We start from the raw sequence: 17,876 nt of genomic DNA on the forward strand, positions 1-17,876 counted from the left end.
GAAGCGATCACCGGTGAAACCGGGCCCATGCTTCAGCCAGGTATCTGGCCAAGCACGTTGCGTTGCTCAAGCCAGCGCTCGAAGCTCTGGAATGTTTCGATGGCCGCCTGCACGGTGGCGGCCTGCGCTGCAGGTGCGCTCGACGCCTGGCCAAGGCGGTCGAGAAAGCGGCGCCAGTAGTCGCCGGTCCGCGCACCGTACACATCGAAAAAGGCTGTGCCGTTGGCCGGGTCGAGCCCCAGGCGCTCGGCCATCGCCCTTTTCAGTACCTGGCCGCCCAGGGTGGAGCCCTCCAGAACGTACATCACACCCAGCGCACCGGCCTCATCATTGATACCTGGCAGCGCCTGACACAGGGGCAGGGCGTCGATGTCAGCGGCGCTCAGATGCAGGGCTTGCAGGTCCAGCGTGAGCGCGGGTGTCTTGGCCCTCATCGGTTCCTGGTAGTCGCCCAGGCGAGCTTCGAGGGGCGCGTGGAACCCATAGTAGGCTTGCAGGAGCCGACTGTAGGCCGCGGCATCGAAGCTCGCTGCAAAGAATGGCAGGCGTGCTTCGAGCGACTTGTGGCAATCGCGGGTGCCCTCGCGCAGGGCTAGCAGCAACGGGCTGGGTGAGGAGGGACTGGCTGGCATTCGGCTCGACTCTAGTGGCATTTCGCCTAATTTGGACTGACCATCGTAACGCAGTGTTCCTCCCCAGCCGCGACATTGTTGCGGAAAAAATAACCTCGGCGTGCTAAACCATCCAGCCGTCCTCCAAGAAGAAGCCAGCTGGTGAAAGCCGTACACCTGACCTTGATCTGTCATGCCCTGACAACGGCGCAGAAGACCGGGCACCTGCACGGCCCCGACGACGGCATTCTGCCGATGCTCGCCCAACCGTTCGCCGTGGCGCCTGAAACGCGCATCCTCACCGCGCCGGAGCGGCGTGCGAGGGAAACGGCAGACGGGTTTTCGGCACTGGCGCAGGTCGAGCCGGCATTGGCCGATTGCGACCTGGGACGCTGGCAGGGGCAAGCATTGAAGCGGTTGCAGGCTGAGCACCCGCAGGCGCTGGCGTTGTGGCTGGACGACCCGCACAGTGCGCCACATGGTGGTGAGTCGTTCGCCGAGCTGTGCCAGCGCATGGCGGGGTGGCTGGCGGCCTTCGATGAGCCGGGCGAGTGGGCAGCGGTGACGCATCCCATGGTCATTCGCGCGGTACTGGTGCAGGTGCTGGGTTGCCCCTTGGCGGCCCATCGGCAGATGGATGTGCTGCCTTTGTCACGTGTGCAGCTGAGCTTTACCGGGCGCTGGCGCTTGCGGCTGGGGTGAGTCCGGCTGGCAATGGCCTGCACAACGGCCAACCCAGCTCACCGCAAAACCTTGCCTCAGAACGCCAGCTTGTACCCGATCAGCAACAGCATGCCCGCCAGGCAGGGCCGCAGCACGCGGTCGGAGATCTTCCCGGTGAGGTGGCTGCCCAGGTAGATGCCAGGCAACGAGCCCAGCAGCAGGTAGCCCAGCAGCGACCAGTCCATGTTGCCCATGCCCGCGTGGCCCAGGCCTGCGACCAGGGTCAACGGCACCGCGTGGGCGATCTCGGTGCCCACCAGGCGCCGGGTGACCAGGAACGGGTAGAGCAGGAACAGCGCCACGGTGCCCAAGGCACCCGCACCGATCGAGGTCAGGGTAACCATGACACCCAGCACCACACCGGTGAGTACGGTAAGGATGTTGAGGCTGCGGTCGCTGAGTTGGTAATGATCACCGGCATGGCGGTTGGCGAACGCTTGCAGGCGCGATTTGAACAGGATCGCCAGTGCAGTGAGGATCAACACCACCGCTAGGCCCTGCTTGATGATGGCATTGAGCGCCGAAGTGTCGGTGTGCAGGGTGCTCAGGAACCACAGGGTCAGCGCTGCGGCCGGGACGCTGCCCATGCTGAGCAGGCCGGTGATTTTCCAGTCGATGTTCTTGTTGCGGCTGTGCACCCAGACGCCACTGGCCTTGGTGATGGCGGCGTACAGCAGGTCAGTGCCCACGGCAGTGGCCGGGCTGATGCCAAACCACAGCAGGATGGGCGTCATCAGCGAACCGCCACCGACGCCGGTCATGCCGACGATGAACCCCACAACCAGCCCGGCTATGGTGAAACCGAAAGAACCTACATCCATACGCTACTCGACTGCCCAGCTTTGCCCGTGATCGGATGGGTGCCAGCATATAGGTAGTTTATATAGCCAAATAGACTTGTTCGTTATTAGGTTATAACCGCGGGCCTTCTACGCCGGCCCGCTCGCCCCCTGCATGAGACGAGCCTGCCGGCGTGTCACCTCAGATGCGGAAGCTGCCCACCAGTTGCTTCAAACGCCCGGCCTGCTGCGCCAGCGCATCGCAATGCTGCAACGTCTGGTTGAGGTTCTCCACCCCTTGCTGGTTCAGCGCATTGATCTGGGTGATGTCCAGGTTCAGGCTCTCGACCACCGCGGTCTGCTCTTCGGTCGCAGTGGCCACCGACTGGTTCATGCCATCGATTTCGCCGATGCGCTGGGTCACGCTGGTCAGACGTACACCGGCCTGGTTGGCGACCTGCACGGTCTGTTCGCTGGACACCTGGCTGGTGTTCATGGTGTGCACCGCCTCACGGGAGCCGACCTGCAGGCTGGTGATCATGCGGTGGATCTCTTCTGCCGATTCCTGAGTGCGGTGCGCCAGGTTGCGCACCTCATCGGCGACCACGGCAAACCCACGCCCGGCTTCACCTGCACGGGCCGCTTCGATCGCGGCGTTGAGCGCCAGCAGGTTGGTCTGCTGGGAAATGCCTTTGATCACGTCGAGGATCTTGCCGATTTCGTCGGTGCTGGCATTGAGCGTTTCGATCTGCTCGCACGACTCGCTGATGCGCTGCGACAGGGCGGTCATGGCGTTGATCGCTTCTTCCACCACCTCGCGCCCGCCATTGGCCTGTTCGCTGGCACCACTGGCGTGTTGCGAGGCGTGCGCAGCATTGCGTGCGATTTCCTGAGTGGCGGCACCCAGCTGGTTGATGGCCGCCGCGACACTGTTGGTGCGCATGCTCTGTTCTTCGGAACCGATGATCGATGCATTGGAGGCGTTGACCACCTTTTCCGACAGGTCGTGCACCAGCCGCGTAGCCGACGACACTTCGCTGATCGAGGCGTGAATGCGTTCTACGAAGCGGTTGAACGAGGTTGCCAGTTCGCCGAACTCGTCCTTGCGCGGTACCTCAAGGCGGCGGGTCAGGTCGCCTTCACCTTCGGCGATATCGCGCATGGCGCGGCCCATGGTGGTCAGCGGGCGCATCAGCACCGGGATCAGCAAGCCCAGCAGCCCGGCGATGGCCGCCACGGCAATGACCATGGCGATGATCGCTGAGGTGCGGAAATGGCTTAAGGCGGCGTAGGCCTTGTCCTTGTCGATCGACAGGCCGATGTACCACTGGGCAGACGGCAAGCCCGCCACCGGGGCAAAGGAGATTAACCGCTGCTGGCCATCGAGGGTGACATCCTGCATGCCGGCCGCCACGCGCAGGCCCGAGCCTGGGTAGATGTCGTTGAGGTTCTTCATCACCTGGTCTTTGTCGGGGCTGACGATCACCTGGCCGCTGCTGTCGGCGAGGAAGGCGTGGCCGATGCCGCCGAAGTCGACCGAGTTGATGATCTGCACCAAGGTATCGAGGGTCAGGTCGCCGCCGACCACCCCGAGCATTTCGCCGTTACGCTTCACCGGCGTGGCGATGGTCACCATCAGGCCACCGACCGCGCCCTGGTAAGGGGCGGTGAGCACGGTCTGCCCGGCGCTGGCCGCGGCGCCGTACCATGGGCGCTGGCGTGGGTCGTAGCCGGCCGGCATTTGGGCGTCGGGGCGCTGGGTGAACACACCATTGGCCTGGCCCAGGTAGGTGAACAGGAAATTTTTCGTGTACGACGGCTGCTCGATCAGCCCGGCCAGGGTATCGCCTGCCCCTTGTTCAGCAATGTCCTGGGCCAGGTTCTCCAGCACCAGGATGCGCCCGCTCATCCAGTTCTGCACGCTGCTGGCAGTCAGCGCACCGGACTGCTGCATCGACGACTCGATGTTCTGGGTGATGGTCTTGCGTTGCAGGTAGTCGTTGTAAAGCGTGAACAGGGCAAAAGCCAGCACCACGACGCCGCATGCGCTGAGGAGGATCTTGTGGCGAAATTTCAGGTTCATGTTTCGAGACCTTGAGCCATGGAGGGAAGGGCACTGCACGCTTTTGGCGCGATGGGCCTGTCCACTCTGCTATCGGCAAATCCCACAAAAATTGAAGCACTTACGTCACCCGGTTGAGGCGATTTCGACGGACGGTGCGCTAGCATTTGGCTAGCTGTTCGATCAGCAGACGCGCCGCTTGGCGCAGCGGTTGCTGCCTGCGCCAGAAGGCATGAATCGGCAACTGGAGTTCGTTGCGGGTATTTGCGAATCGCAGACGTACCAGGCGCCCGGCAGCGATCAGCGGCGCCACCCTGGCCAATGGCAAATCGCCCCAGCCCAGGCCTGCTTCGACCATTTGTACGGCGAAGTCGAAACTGTCGGTGGACCAGTGCGTGGCACCGATCAGCGCGCGCGGGTCGGCCAGCGGCAGGTCGCGGCTGCGCACCAGGATCTGGCGCACGTTGATCAGGTCTTCCAGGTAGTGGATGCGCCCGTCGCGCAGTGCCGGGTGCGCGGGTGACAGGGTGGCAACCAGCGACTCCGTACCAATGTGCTGGAACCCCCGGCTGGCATCGACGTGCAGGCCAGCGAAGGCCAGGCATAGGTCGGCACGGCCGCTGTCGAGCAACTGCAGTGCGTCTTCCTGTGGGGCACTGAGCAGCTGGATGTCCAGCAGCGGGTAGCGCTCGCCAAGCCTCGCGATGGCGGCAAACAGCGGCCGTTGATCTATGTCCGGGACCACGGCGAGGGTCAGGCTGCTCTCCAGCCCTTGCGACAACTCCAGTGCGTGCACCTGCAATAGCCCCAGTTGCTCGGCGATCAGCCTGGCGTGTGGCTCTAGCGCCAAAGCCTGAGCGGTAGGACGAACCTCGCGCGGGCCGCGCTCGAACAGCGGGTAGCCCAGTTCGGCTTCAAGGTTACCGATGGCCATGCTGACGGCAGAAGGTACCCGACCAAGGGTGCGCGCCGCTGCGGAAAACGAACCCCGATCGAGCACGGCGAGGAACAGCTGGATATTGTCACTGGAAAAATTCATGTCGGCCTCCTATCAGTGAATCTGAAAGCTACCGACTTTGTCTGTCAATATATTTGAAGCATTCTTGCGTCCTTCGCTTGATACCCAATGAGGTAAACCCCGGTGCAGGGATTGAAACGCAAACTGGTCTACGTGACGTTCTACGAGCTGATTGGCTTGTGCATGTCGACGTTGGGGCTGGCTTACTTGTCCGATACCCAGGCTTCGCATACTGGGCCGCTGGCGGTGATGATCACCACCATCGCCATGCTCTGGAACCTGATCTACAACAGCCTGTTCGAGTACTGGGAGAGCCGCCAGGCCAAGCGCGGCCGCAGCGTGGCGCGGCGGGTGGTGCATGCTGTCGGCTTCCAGCTGACCCTGGTGGTGTACCTGATCCCGCTGATCGCCTGGTGGCTGGGCATGAGTCTGGTCCAGGCGTTCCTGGTGGACCTTGCGTTCATCATCCTGGTGCCCTGCTACACCTTTGCCTACAACTGGGGGTTTGACCGGATCTTCGGTTTGCCGGCATCGGCCATGGCCACCGCCTGAGGGTGTCGGTGCCGCTATGGCGGCAGGCGAATCAACAAGGGTTCCTGGCGCGCAGGGGGTTGCGGTTGTACCGCCTGCTGCACGGGCCGCGGCGCACTGGCCAGCAAGCTGTCTTCGACCTGCCCTGACAGGTAGTGCACCCCCGCCATGGCGCCGCTCTGGCGGTTCTCCATCAGCTCTTGCCATTCCTGATTGAGCGCCACGTTGAGGATCACCCGCAATTGCTCGACCATCTCCGGGTGATCGCGGTCGTGAGTGATCATGCCGTAGCCGGCGGCCGCCACCGAGATCATCGCCCCGGCCACTTTGCCCACCGCACTGGCCACTGCGCTGGCAATGCCGCGTGGGGCCAGGGTGGCGCCAAGCTTCTCGCTGGCGCGGGTCGCCACCGACGACAGGCCGATGTCGGTCTGCCCCGGGCCTTTGGCCGCTTGCTGGTGCAGGTGGTCGCGCAGGGCGAGCCAGGCGGGTTGCTGATCGAGCGGCTTGGCCTTGAGCAATTGATAAAGGCTGGCATTGCGCGCCGGCGGCGGCCCCAGGGCAATGGCCGGGATTCGGTTCAGGCGCTGGCTGAGCTGGTCGGGCGGGGCGTTGTAGCGCTGGATGATGGCTGGCAGTTGCTGGCCGAACAGCTGCACGTACAATTCGCAGGCGCGGTGGCGGATGACTTCGGGGTTGATCTGCTCGGCCACCGGCTCGATCACCCGCTTCTGGTACTGCTCCTGCAGGTACAGGGCCAGGCGTTTTTCCGCCGGCTCGCGGCCCTCGCCACTGTTGAGCTTGTACCAGGCGACCTTGAGGGTCAGCCATTGCTGGGTCCAGTAACCGGTGAACCAGGGAATGAAGTCGCTCTCGGTACGTTGCTGTACCTGTTCTTTCCACACTCGCATCGAGCGCCGTGCATAGTCGTTGGCCGAGCCAGCAGCGCCTACCGAAGCATCGATCAGTTCCTGGTCAATCCGTTGCCAGGCGGCGGGTGTGAGCACGGCGGGCGGCGGCGGGGCAGGCGGACGCTTGCCGGCGCAGCCGCCGAGGGCCAGCACAAGGCACAGCAGCACGAGGATACGTGGGTTCACACGACCGCCTCCCGGGTTTCGAGGCTAGGTGGTTAACCGAGTATAGGGCCGGCGATCGGCTGCGCTTGCGTCCTGTCAGGCCAGGTCTAGTTTTTCTTCCAGGCGGTCCAGGTGCTCGCCCATCAGCGCAAGCGCCGCTGCAGCGTTACCGGCCTCCACGGCATCGATGATCGCTGCGTGCTCTTGCCAGGCACAGTGCTCGCAGCAGGGTGATTCGTAGTGGGCGATGATCAGTGACGTCATCGGCACCAGGCCGTTGAGAAAGCGTGCCAGCGGTGCGTTGGCGGCCACCTGGGCAAGCTTGAGGTGGAACTCGCCGCCCAGGCGGATCGCTGCACAACGTTCGCCACGTTCGTGGTGCTGGCGCTCACGCTCCACCAGCGAACGCAATTGGCGGATCTGCGCCGGCCGCGCGCGTTGCGCCGCCAGGCTGATCAGGGTGGTTTCGGCCAGGCGGCGGGCGCTCAGTACCTGGCGCGCCTGGTGCGGGTCGGGGGCGGCCAGGTGCGCGGTGTGGCTGGGGCGCTGCACCACCACCTGCTGGTCCGAGAGGCGCCCCAGCACCCGGCGAATTACCGTGCGGCTGACGCCGAAGGCGTTACCCAGTGCCTGCTCGGGCAGCAGGCTGCCGGGCGGCAGGCGCTGCTCGAGAATCGCGTCGAACAGGCGGGGGTAGATCTGCTCGGCCGACAGCCGGGTTTCGCCGGCGGCGAGCAGGGCAGGCAGGTGGGGGGCGGCTTGGGCGCAGGCGGTCATGGTCGCTCTCCTAGGGTCATTGGCGCGGATGCTCATCCGGGATGTTCAGTTCGATGCCCATGCGCTGCCCTTCGGCGAGGATGTGCTGGCGCATCTGGGCGCTGGCCTGGGCGCTGTTGCGCTCGCGAATGGCGCGGACCACGGCTTCGTTTTCCTTGAGCCGCGCAGCAAGGTGTTCGGGTGAGTTGCGCAGCATGTTGGCGCTTTGCTTGAGGGCATTGCCGGTCTGCTGTACCACGCTCTGGAAAATCGGGTTGGTGGTCAGCGCGAACAGGGCCTCGTGGAAGGCGATGTAGGCCTTGGCCCCGGCATCGCTGTCATCGGCATCCAGCGCTTCGCGCATGTCCATCAGGATCAGGCGTAGCTGGCCGATGTCCTGACTGTTGGCCGATTGCGCCACCAGGCCGACGATGAAGGGTTCGAGGGTGTAGCGCAGCTCCAGGACATCGGCCAGGCTGGCCGCGGCGCTGCTGTCGACGCCTGGTTCCAGCACGGCAGGCTCTGCATCGAGCACCAGCACGCCCTTGCCCGGCATGGAGCGCACCAGGCCGAGGGTCTCCAGCACGGTCACCGCTTCGCGCAGGCTGGGGCGGCTGATGCCCAGTTGTTCGGCCAGTTCGCGCTGGCCGGGCAGCATGTCGCCGGAGCGCCACTGGCCGCGGGCCAGTGCTTGGCGCAGTTTTTCCACCACTGAGTTGACGACGGTCGATGAGCTGATCACGATTTTCTCCTGAGGGCCGGCGTCAACGCCGGCCACGTGGGCTCAGAATTCCTGTTGATGGGCGTTGGGCTGCTTGCGTGGGGCATGGGCAAAGCCGGGTTTGCCATCGAGCACATTCTGCGCACGTTCCAGATCGATGTCTTTTTCCCAGCGGGCGATGGCCACGGTGGCCACGCAGTTGCCGATCAGGTTGGTCAGCGCCCGGCCAATGCCCATGAACCAGTCCACTGCCAGCACCAGCACCAGGCCGACCACCGGGATCGCCGGCACGGCGGTGAGGGTGGCAGCAAGGATCACCAGCGCCGAGCCTGGGATGCCGTGAGCGCCTTTGGACGTCACCAGCGACACCAGCAGGATGGTCAGCAGGTCCGTCATCTCCAAGGGGGTGCCCGTTGCGTTGGCGATGAACACGATGGCCAGGGTCAGGTAGATGGAGAAGCCGTCGAGGTTGAACGAATAGCCGGTCGGGATCACCAGGCCAACGGTGGAGCTGCCAATGCCCAGGTGCTCGAGCTTGCGCATGATCTGCGGCAGGACTGCATCGGAGGAGGCGGTGCCAAGCACGATGGTCAGTTCTTCACGCAGGTATTTGATGAACGGCAGCAGTTTCAGGCCCGAAAGGCGCATCACGGTGCCCAGGATAATCAGTACGAAGCCCGCGCAGGTCAGGTAGAACAACGCCACCAGGCCACCCAGGTGCTGCAGCGACTCCAGCCCATATTTGCTGGTCGTGAAGGCGATGGCGCCAAATACACCGATCGGCGCCAGGCGCACGATCATGCCCATGATGCGGAAAATCACGTGGCTGAGTTCGTTGATCAACCGCGAAATGCCGGCGGCCGAGTCACCCACCAGGTTCAAAGCACTGCCGAACAGTACCGAGAACAGCAAGACTTGAAGGATGTTGTTGTCGGCGAAGGCGCCTACCACCGACGTGGGGATCAGGTCCATGAAGAACGCGGTGGCGCCATGGATATGCTGGCCGCGTTCGGCCAGGCCGTTGGCGTCGGCAGCAGAGAGCTGATCCAGGTGGATATTGGCGCCGCTGCCGATACCGCTGCTGAAGGCGAACACCAGGCCGATCACCAGGGCGATGGTGGTCAGCACTTCGAAGTAAATCACCGATTTGAGGCCGATGCGCCCGACTTTCTTCAGGTCGCCGGCACCGGAAATGCCGCTGACCACCACGCAGAAGACGATCAGGCCGATAAGCATCTTGATCAGCTTGATGAAGCCATCGCCTAGAGGCTTGAGCTGCAGGGAAAGGTCGGGGAAGCTGAGGCCGCAGGCGATGCCAAGGGCAAGGCCGAGCACAACTTGCAGGAAGATCGAACGCGAGCACCATTTGAGCATGGGAGTGATCTCTGATCGGTGTCCTTGCTTCGGTGCCGCACGGGGCGAAAGAGCGCAGGACTTATTTATTTTTGTGGTCTTACCGGTTTGTTCAGCGCGAGGTCATAAAAGCGCGAAAAATCCGAATATGCAAGGGTTTTTGGCCTTACCGGTCTGACCAGTTGTGGGGCATTTCGACTTGCCAGGCTCTAGTTCGGTGCGTGCTGCCGATTGAGAGGATGCGCCGTGGCCGGCAATTGCCAATACCTGAGGGGGTGTTAGCAAGCTGCCTGCCAACTTCTGCCCGTTCAGGGCTGCGGGGCGCTGCTTTTGACCGACGCCAGTTCAGGGTGTGCCACGAGCTTATCGATGTGCAGGGCGCCGTCGTTCATCCAGCTTTCGCTCAGCACCCGGTAGTGCTCCATGTCCCGACAGCGCACGCGCAGGCTGTAGTCGAAATGGCCGCTGATCAGCTGGCATTCATGAACGTCAGGGCAGGCCAGCATCGTTGCCTCGAACGCCTTTTGCGAGGACCGCCCGCTCAGGTTGGACAGGGCGACGAGCACCAGCAGCGACAGCCCTGGTGCGACTTTCTGCAGGTCGATGATTGCGCCGTAACCGCGGATCACGCCACGCCGTTCCAGCTTGCGTACCCGTTCCAGGCACGGGCGCGGCGTAAGGTGGACCAGGGTGGAGAGTTTTTCGAAGGTGATGCGACCGTCGACGCGCAGTATGTCGATGATGGCTTGGTCGATGCGGTCCAGCGGGGCAGAGGTGGCGTCCTTGGTGTCCATGCGCGGTGCTTCTTTGTTGAAAGCGGGGGCATGAACAGGTTAGGCGGTTATCGGGGGATCGTCCTCACGCGCTGGCGAGTGGGCTGCCCAGCAGCCCAAGCTCCGTCAGGCGCAGGCGCTGTCGGCCCGGTGCACTGAGCGGGCCGCCACTACGCGAGGCTGCAGCAGTGCATACAAGTCCTTGGGGTTTTCCAGCATCGGCACCAGCCCGATCTCCTGGCCAATCCCCAACGCGAGCGCGGTATCGAGCACATAGCGCAGCGCCGAAAAATCTTCCAGTGCGAAACCTACCGAATCGAACAGGGTCACCTGGCCGGCGTTTTCACGGCCCGGCACAAGGCCTGCGACCACCTGCCAGAATGCGAAGACCGGCGAATCGGCCGGCATCTGCTGGATTTCGCCTTCCACACGGGTTTGCGGCTCGTACTCAACGATCACCCGGGCGCGCTCGACGATGTGCCGGTGCAGCTCGGTCTTGCCCGGGCAGTCGCCGCCCACGGCATTCAGGTGCATGCCCGGTTCGATCATGTCCGGTGTGAGGATGGTCGCGTACGTCTTGTCGGCCGTGACCGTGGTGACGATATCGGCACCGCGCACGGCTTCAGCGATGCTATGGGCGACGATCACCTTGAGCCCGGGGCGGCCTGCCAGGTTGGCCACCAGCTTCGCGGTGGCTGCAGGGTCGATGTCATACAGGCGGATCTCGTCGATGCCCAGCAGCATCTTGAAGGCGATGGCCTGGAATTCGCTTTGCGAGCCGTTGCCGATCAGCGCCATGCTGCGGCTGTCTTCACGCGCCAGGTAGCGGGCGGCCAGGGCCGAGGTGGCGGCAGTACGCATCGCTGTGGTCAAGGTCATCTCGCTGAGCAGCAGCGGCGCGCCGGAGCCGACGTCGCTCAGGGCGCCGAAGGCCATCACCGTGGGCAGGCCGAGGCGGGTGTTCTTTGGGTGACCGTTGACATACTTGAAGGCATACCGGCCAGCGTCGGAAACGGGCATCAGTTCGATCACGCCGTCCTTGGAGTGGTTGGCCAGGCGCGGGCACTTCTCGAAATCGTGCCAGCGCAGGTAGTCCTGACGGATGTACTCGGCCATCTCCACCAGGCAGGTGGCCAGGCCTTTGCGGTTGACCAGGCGGGCGAGGTCTTGCACATCGATGAAGCGGGTCATGGCATCTCCCTGCAACGTGCGGGTTGGGCTGTAGGGATATTGTCGGGCGCGCAGGGGGGAAATGCCGGCTGAATGAGGCGTTTCGGGCAGCGGGTGCGGCTGACTTCGGGGCGCGGGCAGCCGAATCGGCTGCCGGCCACCGGTCATTGCTCGCGCAGGCGCTTGTACAGTGTCGTCCGGCTGATCCCCAGGCCCCGCGCCACGGCCGAGAGATTGCCATTGGCACGTTTCAGCAGGCTGTGCAGGTCTGCCTCATGCTCACTGCCGCCGCTCGACACCGGGCGCTCATGCGCTTCAGCCAGAAAGCCGCCAGGCAGATGCTCGACACTGACCGGCCCATCCCCTGCCAACGCCAGCGCAACCTGCATCACACTCACCAGCTCGCGCACATTGCCTGGCCAAGGGTGCCGGTCGAGCAGATCGAGGATGGGCAGCCCCAGGTACTGGGGTTGCTGAGGGTCGCGATAACGTGCGTGGATGTGTTCGATCAACGCTCGCCGGTCAGTGCGCTCGCGCAGCGCCGGCAACACGACTGCCATCGCCGCGATGCGGTAGTAGAGGTCTTGCCGAAAGCGCCCTGCACGCACCTCTTCGGCCAGGTCCCGATTGCTTGCAGAGACGACGCGGATATCCACCGCTACCGGTTCGCCGCTGCCCAGGGGTTGAATGCTGCGCGACTGCAGCACGCGCAGCAGGCGGGCCTGGGTCGGCAGCGGCATGTCGCCGATCTCGTCGAGGAACAGGATGCCCTGGTTGGCCTTGCGGATCAGCCCGGGGTTGCCCTTGTGATGAGCGCCGGTGAAGGCGCCTTTGTCGTAACCGAACAGCTCAGATTCCACCAGGTCTGCCGGGATCGCCGCACAGTTGACCGCGATCAACGGCTGGCGGGCACGGCTGCTGGCGCGGTGCAGGGTCTGGACGAAGACTTCCTTGCCGACGCCGGTTTCACCCTGAACCAGCAACGGGATGTCTTTTTCCAGCATCAGCCTGGCCTGGGCCAGGGCCTTTTCCATGCGTGGGTCGCCATTGCCAAGCGTTGAGCGTGGGGTGCTTTGCCGCGCTGCCTGCCACTGGCAGTGCAAGCGGTTGCGCCCGGCTGCCTGCAAGGCGAATGGCTGCTGCTGGGGGTGGGCAAGCAACTGGCACAAGGGGATCTGGAACAGTTGCTCGACGTTCTGCTGCAGCGGGTTGCCGCCCAGCAGGCTATCGGCTCGATGATTGGCGGCGAGCACCTGGCCACGTTCATCGAACACCAGCAGCCCGGCCCAAGGGCTGTCGAGGTTGTCGCAAGCGCTGTTGAACAGCAATTGGGCGTGCTGTTCGGCATGCTGCGCAAGGATCAGGCGGTTCTCCAGGCTTTGGCCCATCATGCGCACCAGGCCGAGGGTCTGGGAGGCGGGCAGGTAGCCGTCGCTGGCCACGTCGAGCACCCCGACCAGTTGCCGCTGGGCATCGTACAGCGGGGTGGCGGCACTGGACATGTAGCGGTTCTGGCGCAGGTAGTGTTCGTCCTGGCCGACATGGACGGGCTCGGCGCAGACCAGCGCGGTGCCCAGTGCATTGGTGCCCACGCCCCGTTCGTGCCAGTGGGCGCCGGCACTGAAGCCGTGCTGGTGCTGGGGGCAGACGAAGCGGCGCGAGCCCCAGGTCTGGAGCAGGCAGCCGCTGGCGTCGGCGAGCATCACCAGGTAGCTGGCATTGCCCAGCAGGTGCGTGTACTGCGGCAGCACGGCATCGCGGGTGTGGTGCAACAGGGCCTGGCGCCGCTCCAGCAGGGCGCTGAGTTCGGCCCTGGTCAGGCAATCGAAGTCGGGTGCGCTCTGTGGCTGCAGGCCGTGATCACGGCAGCGCGCCCAGGAGGCCTGGATCAGTTGGGCATGGGGCGAAGGGGCGGTGGCCATGGGCCTGTCCTGTGTGATTGTTGTTATCAGCCGACCGCTGTTGAGTGTCGTCCACCGTTGTTCATTGTCAAACCCGCCACTGTTCAGGTGTTCAGCGAAAGTGTTCAGTTGTGAATCGCGGCTGGCCTGCCGCTACCGCCTGGGGCCCAGGCCAGAGCGGTGCGATGGAACTGGCACGGAACTGGCTATCTGTGCCGGACAACCACAATAACAAGGTCCTGCCATGTCCCTGGTGCTGGAACAGGTCAGCCGCAGCGTCGATAACCAGCCCTGGATCATCGACGCGTCGGTGCATTTCGAGCCTGGCTCGTTCAACGTGCTGCTCGGCCGGACCTTGGCCGGCAAGACCAGCCTGATGCGCCTGATGGCCGGGCTGGACCGCCCCGACCGTGGCCGCGTGCTGATGGCCGGTGAAGATGTCACGGGTGTGCCGGTGCGCCAGCGCAACGTGTCGATGGTGTATCAACAGTTCATCAATTACCCGACCTTGAGTGTCTACGAAAACATCGCCTCGCCCCTGCGTCAGGCGCGCATGGCCGAGCCCCAGATCCGTAGGCGGGTGCAGGAAACAGCCGAGATGCTACGCATCGAGACCTACCTGCAACGCTTGCCGCTGGAGCTTTCTGGTGGCCAGCAGCAACGCACGGCGATGGCCAGGGCGCTGGTCAAGGATGCCGGGCTGATTCTGTTCGATGAGCCGCTGGTCAACCTCGACTACAAGCTGCGCGAAGGGCTGCGACAAGAGCTGCGCGAGCTGTTCGCCGCGCGCAGCTGCATTGCCGTGTATGCCACCACCGAGCCTAACGAAGCGCTGGCGCTGGGGGGCACCACTACCTTGGTGCACGAGGGGCGGATCGTGCAGAGCGGGCCCACGACCGAGGTCTACCAGCGGCCCGGCAGCGTGCTGGCCGCCGAGCTGTTCAGCGAACCGCCGATCAACCTGGTGCCGGGGCGTATCAGCGGCAACGAGGTGAGCCTGGCCCAGGCCGTGCACTTCGCCCGCAATGTCGACCTGCGCAGCCTGGGCGACGGCGACTACCGCTTTGGGGTGCGCCCCAGCCACATCACCCTGGTGCCGGCCCATGACGATGACCTGGAACTGGCGGTGCGGGTGGAACTGGCCGAGATCAGCGGTTCCGAGACATTCCTGCACGTGCGTAACGAGCATTGGCGGATGGTCCTGCATCTGCCGGGGGTGCACGAGTATCAGGTGGATACGCCGATCCGGATCTTCATACCCACCCACAAGCTGTTCGTCTTCGACAGCGCCGGAGCACTGGTACAGGCACCGGGCCTGCGCCAGGCAAGGAGCGCCTGATGGCCGAAATCCGCCTGCACCAACTGGCGCACAGCTACAGCCGACAACCCGCCGGCGAGGGCGATTACGCGCTGCATCAACTGGAGCACGTGTGGGAGCAGGGCGGTGCCTATGCGTTGCTCGGGCCTTCCGGGTGTGGCAAGTCGACGTTGCTGAACATCATCTCGGGGCTGCTCACGCCTTCCCATGGCCAGGTGCTGTTCGACGGCAAGTCGGTCAATGACCTTTCACCGCAGCAGCGCAACATTGCCCAGGTGTTTCAGTTCCCGGTGGTGTACGACACCATGACGGTGTTCGACAACCTGGCGTTCCCGCTGCGCAACCAGGGCCTGGACGAGGGCAGGGTGCGCACGCGGGTCGAAGAGATCGCCGAAGTGCTCGACCTGGGCGCGGTGCTGAAGAAAAAGGCGCGCAACCTCAGCGCCGACGAGAAGCAGAAAGTCTCCATGGGCCGTGGCCTGGTGCGCGATGACGTCTCGGCGATTCTTTTCGACGAGCCGTTGACGGTGATCGACCCGCACCTGAAATGGAAGTTGCGGCGCAAGCTCAAGCAGATCCATGAGCAGTTCAACATCACCATGATCTACGTGACCCACGATCAACTGGAGGCTTCGACCTTCGCCGACAAGATCGCGGTGATGCATGGCGGGCGCATTGTCCAGTTCGGTACCCCGCGTGAGCTGTTCGAGCGGCCACGGCATACCTTTGTCGGCTACTTCATCGGCAGCCCGGGGATGAACCTGATCGACGTGCGCGCCGACGCGGGCGGGGTCGCGTTCGGCGATGTGCACCTGGCACTGCCCGACGGGCTGCGCGAACGCCTTGCTGCGACGAACGCCGGGCGCCTGCAAGTGGGTATACGCCCGGAGTTCGTGCAACTGTGGGACGCCCCATTCGATGGGGCCCTGCCTGCCAGCGTGCTGGATGTCGAGGACCTGGGCACCTATCGCATCGTCACTCTCGTGCTCGGCGGCGTGTCGCTCAAGGCGCGCCTGGCAGAAGATCGCCCGGTGCCGGCGGCGCACGCCTGGGTCGGCCTGCCGATGCAGTGGCGGCTGCTGTACGTCGACGATGTGCTGCTGGAGGCCGTGCCATGAACAAGGTGCCCAACAATAAGGCCTGGTGGCTGGTGCTGCCGGTGTTCCTGCTGGTGGCTTTCAGTGCCGTGATGCCGATGATGACGGTCGTCAACTATTCGGTGCAGGACATTTTCGACCAGTCAAGCCGCTACTTCGTCGGCGCCGACTGGTACCGCCAGGTGTTGCGCGACCCGGCATTGCACGATGCCTTGCTGCGCCAGTTCATCTATTCCGCCTGTGTGCTGCTGATCGAAATCCCGCTGGGCATCGCCATTGCCCTGACCATGCCGACCAAGGGGCGCCTGGCGTCGGTGTGCCTGATCGTCATGGCCATCCCGCTGCTGATCCCGTGGAACGTGGTCGGCACCATCTGGCAGATCTTTGGCCGCGCCGATATCGGCCTGCTCGGGGCCACGCTGGCCAAGCTTGGCGTCAGCTACAACTATGCCGGCGACCCGTTCGACGCCTGGCTCACCGTGCTGGTGATGGATGTCTGGCACTGGACATCGCTGGTGGCATTGCTGTGCTACTCGGGGCTGCGGGCCATACCCGACGTGTATTACCAGGCCGCGCGCATCGACCGGGCTTCGGGCTGGGCCGTGTTCCGGCATATACAGTTGCCCAAGCTCAAGAACGTGCTGCTGATCGCGGTGATGCTGCGCTTCATGGACAGTTTCATGATCTACACCGAGCCGTTCGTGCTGACCGGTGGCGGGCCGGGTAACGCCACGACCTTCCTGAGTCAGACCCTGACACGCATGGCGGTCGGGCAATTCGACCTGGGCCCGGCGGCCGCGTTTTCGCTGGTGTATTTCCTGATCATCCTGCTGGTGTCATGGCTGTTCTATACCGCCATGACCCACGCCGACAAGGACTAGGCCATGAGCACACGCAAGACGCTGGCCCTGCTGCTGTACTTCTTCTTCCTGCTGGTGCCGATCTACTGGCTGCTGAACATGTCGTTCAAGAGCAACACCGAGATTCTCGGTGGCCTCACCCTATGGCCGCAGGCGTTCACCCTCGACAACTACCGGGTGATCTTCACCGATGCCAGCTGGTACAGCGGCTACATCAATTCGCTGTACTACGTGTGCCTCAACACACTGATTTCGCTGCTGGTGGCGTTGCCGGCGGCTTATGCGTTCTCACGCTACCGTTTCCTCGGTGACCGCCACCTGTTCTTCTGGTTGCTGACCAACCGCATGGCGCCGCCGGCGGTGTTTCTGCTGCCGTTCTTTCAGCTTTATTCGTCCATCGGTCTGTTCGACACCCACATTGCCGTGGCCCTGGCCCACTGCCTGTTCAACGTGCCGCTGGCGGTGTGGATTCTCGAGGGGTTCATGTCGGGCGTGCCGAAGGAGATCGATGAAACCGCCTACATCGATGGTTACAGCTTCCCGCGTTTCTTCTTGAAGATTTTCATCCCGCTGATCGGTTCCGGCATCGGCGTGACGGCGTTTTTCTGCTTCATGTTTTCCTGGGTCGAACTGTTGCTGGCGCGCACCCTGACGTCGGTGAACGCCAAGCCGATCGCCGCCGTGATGACCCGCACGGTGTCTGCTTCGGGCATCGACTGGGGCGTGCTGGCGGCGGCAGGGGTGCTGACCATCCTGCCGGGCATGCTGGTGATCTGGTTCGTACGCAACCATGTGGCCAAGGGCTTTGCCCTGGGCCGGGTGTGAGGAGGGCAACGCATGGAGTGGATGGCCTGGACCTTGCCCACCGCGCTGTTCTTCGCCGCTGTGGGCGTTCTGCTGGTGTGCATGACCCTGTTCGAGCTGCGCCGCCCTTGTGTGGAACGGCGTGGCTTCCTGCCGATCGTCACCAGCCGTGGCGACCGGTTGTTCATCGGCCTGTTGGTCAGCGCCTACCTGCACTTGTTGGTAGTCGGGGTCAGCGACTGGCCTTTGTGGGTGGCCTCGCTGCTGTCGCTGGGCTGGCTCGTGGTGGTGCTGCGCTGGGGCTGAGCGACGGCTCCGGGGAA

The 17,876-nt window shown here is 64.0% G+C and carries 18 protein-coding genes and 1 pseudogene; 7 read left to right on the forward strand and 12 right to left on the reverse strand.

What is annotated here, in order from left to right:
- Nucleotides 1-32: 32 nt before the first annotated feature.
- The gene (locus ACIPZC_RS12205) at nucleotides 33-632 is read right to left on the reverse strand and encodes a biliverdin-producing heme oxygenase (protein WP_400627145.1); all 600 of its coding nucleotides are present in this window, start codon (nucleotides 630-632) and stop codon (nucleotides 33-35) included.
- A gap of 141 nt (nucleotides 633-773) precedes the next feature.
- Here ACIPZC_RS12205 and ACIPZC_RS12210 point away from each other — a divergent pair, with 141 nt between their 5' ends.
- The gene (locus ACIPZC_RS12210; protein WP_400627147.1) at nucleotides 774-1,313 is read left to right on the forward strand and encodes a histidine phosphatase family protein; all 540 of its coding nucleotides are present in this window, start codon (nucleotides 774-776) and stop codon (nucleotides 1,311-1,313) included.
- A 56-nt stretch (nucleotides 1,314-1,369) separates the two neighbouring features.
- Here the strand turns inward: ACIPZC_RS12210 and ACIPZC_RS12215 are convergent, their stop codons facing one another.
- The 4 genes and pseudogenes from ACIPZC_RS12215 to ACIPZC_RS12230 form a co-directional block, all read right to left on the reverse strand.
- Entirely contained in the window at nucleotides 1,370-2,155 is a 786-nt protein-coding gene (locus tag ACIPZC_RS12215; protein WP_241803206.1) for a sulfite exporter TauE/SafE family protein, read from the reverse strand.
- Nucleotides 2,156-2,315: 160 nt separating this feature from the next.
- A complete protein-coding gene (locus ACIPZC_RS12220) occupies nucleotides 2,316-3,056 on the reverse strand; it encodes a methyl-accepting chemotaxis protein (protein ID WP_372490481.1) in 741 nt (246 codons plus the stop codon).
- A gap of 114 nt (nucleotides 3,057-3,170) precedes the next feature.
- Nucleotides 3,171-4,196: pseudogene (gene mcpA / locus ACIPZC_RS12225) on the reverse strand (methyl-accepting chemotaxis protein McpA); the annotation flags it as partial.
- Between the two features lie 139 nt (nucleotides 4,197-4,335).
- The gene (locus tag ACIPZC_RS12230) at nucleotides 4,336-5,214 is read right to left on the reverse strand and encodes a LysR family transcriptional regulator (protein WP_400627149.1); all 879 of its coding nucleotides are present in this window, start codon (nucleotides 5,212-5,214) and stop codon (nucleotides 4,336-4,338) included.
- A 102-nt stretch (nucleotides 5,215-5,316) separates the two neighbouring features.
- Between ACIPZC_RS12230 and ACIPZC_RS12235 the strand changes: the two genes are divergently transcribed.
- Nucleotides 5,317-5,745, forward strand: coding sequence for a PACE efflux transporter (locus ACIPZC_RS12235; protein WP_267822360.1), 429 nt, complete (start codon nucleotides 5,317-5,319; stop codon nucleotides 5,743-5,745).
- A 14-nt stretch (nucleotides 5,746-5,759) separates the two neighbouring features.
- On the opposite strand, the gene ACIPZC_RS12240 is transcribed toward ACIPZC_RS12235, so the two are convergent.
- The 7 genes from ACIPZC_RS12240 to ACIPZC_RS12270 all read right to left on the reverse strand — a co-directional run bounded on the left by ACIPZC_RS12240 (nucleotide 5,760) and on the right by ACIPZC_RS12270 (nucleotide 13,495).
- The gene (locus ACIPZC_RS12240) at nucleotides 5,760-6,821 is read right to left on the reverse strand and encodes a hypothetical protein (protein WP_400627151.1); all 1,062 of its coding nucleotides are present in this window, start codon (nucleotides 6,819-6,821) and stop codon (nucleotides 5,760-5,762) included.
- A gap of 75 nt (nucleotides 6,822-6,896) precedes the next feature.
- Nucleotides 6,897-7,577: a GntR family transcriptional regulator gene (locus ACIPZC_RS12245; protein ID WP_400627153.1), complete on the reverse strand. Its 681-nt coding sequence runs from the start codon at nucleotides 7,575-7,577 to the stop codon at nucleotides 6,897-6,899.
- A 16-nt stretch (nucleotides 7,578-7,593) separates the two neighbouring features.
- Nucleotides 7,594-8,298 (reverse strand): FadR/GntR family transcriptional regulator, encoded by a 705-nt coding sequence (locus tag ACIPZC_RS12250; protein ID WP_267822366.1) that lies wholly within the window; start codon nucleotides 8,296-8,298, stop codon nucleotides 7,594-7,596.
- Nucleotides 8,299-8,340: 42 nt separating this feature from the next.
- The gene (locus ACIPZC_RS12255) at nucleotides 8,341-9,651 is read right to left on the reverse strand and encodes a C4-dicarboxylate transporter DctA (protein WP_241803213.1); all 1,311 of its coding nucleotides are present in this window, start codon (nucleotides 9,649-9,651) and stop codon (nucleotides 8,341-8,343) included.
- Nucleotides 9,652-9,938: 287 nt separating this feature from the next.
- Nucleotides 9,939-10,424, reverse strand: a complete 486-nt coding sequence (locus ACIPZC_RS12260; RefSeq protein ID WP_241803214.1) for an Lrp/AsnC family transcriptional regulator — start codon at nucleotides 10,422-10,424, stop codon at nucleotides 9,939-9,941.
- Nucleotides 10,425-10,529: 105 nt separating this feature from the next.
- Complete coding sequence (locus tag ACIPZC_RS12265) at nucleotides 10,530-11,594, reverse strand: ornithine cyclodeaminase (RefSeq protein ID WP_400627156.1); 1,065 nt, start codon at nucleotides 11,592-11,594, stop codon at nucleotides 10,530-10,532.
- A 143-nt stretch (nucleotides 11,595-11,737) separates the two neighbouring features.
- Entirely contained in the window at nucleotides 11,738-13,495 is a 1,758-nt protein-coding gene (locus ACIPZC_RS12270) for a sigma-54-dependent Fis family transcriptional regulator (RefSeq protein ID WP_267822483.1), read from the reverse strand.
- Between the two features lie 223 nt (nucleotides 13,496-13,718).
- Here ACIPZC_RS12270 and ACIPZC_RS12275 point away from each other — a divergent pair, with 223 nt between their 5' ends.
- The 5 genes from ACIPZC_RS12275 to ACIPZC_RS12295 are packed head-to-tail and all read left to right on the forward strand — an operon-like array spanning nucleotide 13,719 to nucleotide 17,859.
- Entirely contained in the window at nucleotides 13,719-14,813 is a 1,095-nt protein-coding gene (locus tag ACIPZC_RS12275; protein ID WP_400627158.1) for an ABC transporter ATP-binding protein, read from the forward strand.
- Nucleotides 14,813-15,910 (forward strand): ABC transporter ATP-binding protein, encoded by a 1,098-nt coding sequence (locus ACIPZC_RS12280; RefSeq protein ID WP_400627160.1) that lies wholly within the window; start codon nucleotides 14,813-14,815, stop codon nucleotides 15,908-15,910. The genes ACIPZC_RS12275 and ACIPZC_RS12280 overlap by 1 nt, the downstream gene beginning before the upstream one ends.
- Nucleotides 15,907-16,770 (forward strand): sugar ABC transporter permease, encoded by an 864-nt coding sequence (locus ACIPZC_RS12285; protein WP_349974545.1) that lies wholly within the window; start codon nucleotides 15,907-15,909, stop codon nucleotides 16,768-16,770. Before ACIPZC_RS12280 ends, ACIPZC_RS12285 begins: the two co-directional genes overlap by 4 nt.
- Nucleotides 16,771-16,773: 3 nt before the next feature.
- The gene (locus ACIPZC_RS12290; RefSeq protein ID WP_241803220.1) at nucleotides 16,774-17,574 is read left to right on the forward strand and encodes a carbohydrate ABC transporter permease; all 801 of its coding nucleotides are present in this window, start codon (nucleotides 16,774-16,776) and stop codon (nucleotides 17,572-17,574) included.
- Between the two features lie 12 nt (nucleotides 17,575-17,586).
- Nucleotides 17,587-17,859 carry a DUF2160 domain-containing protein gene (locus ACIPZC_RS12295; RefSeq protein WP_241803221.1) on the forward strand — a complete coding sequence of 91 codons (273 nt, stop codon included), beginning with the start codon at nucleotides 17,587-17,589 and terminating at the stop codon, nucleotides 17,857-17,859.
- The last annotated feature ends 17 nt before the right edge of the window (nucleotides 17,860-17,876 follow it).

Origin of the sequence: Pseudomonas sp. NPDC089743, assembly GCF_044748785.1 — a bacterium.
In the GTDB taxonomy this organism is placed as follows: domain Bacteria; phylum Pseudomonadota; class Gammaproteobacteria; order Pseudomonadales; family Pseudomonadaceae; genus Aquipseudomonas; species Aquipseudomonas putida_X.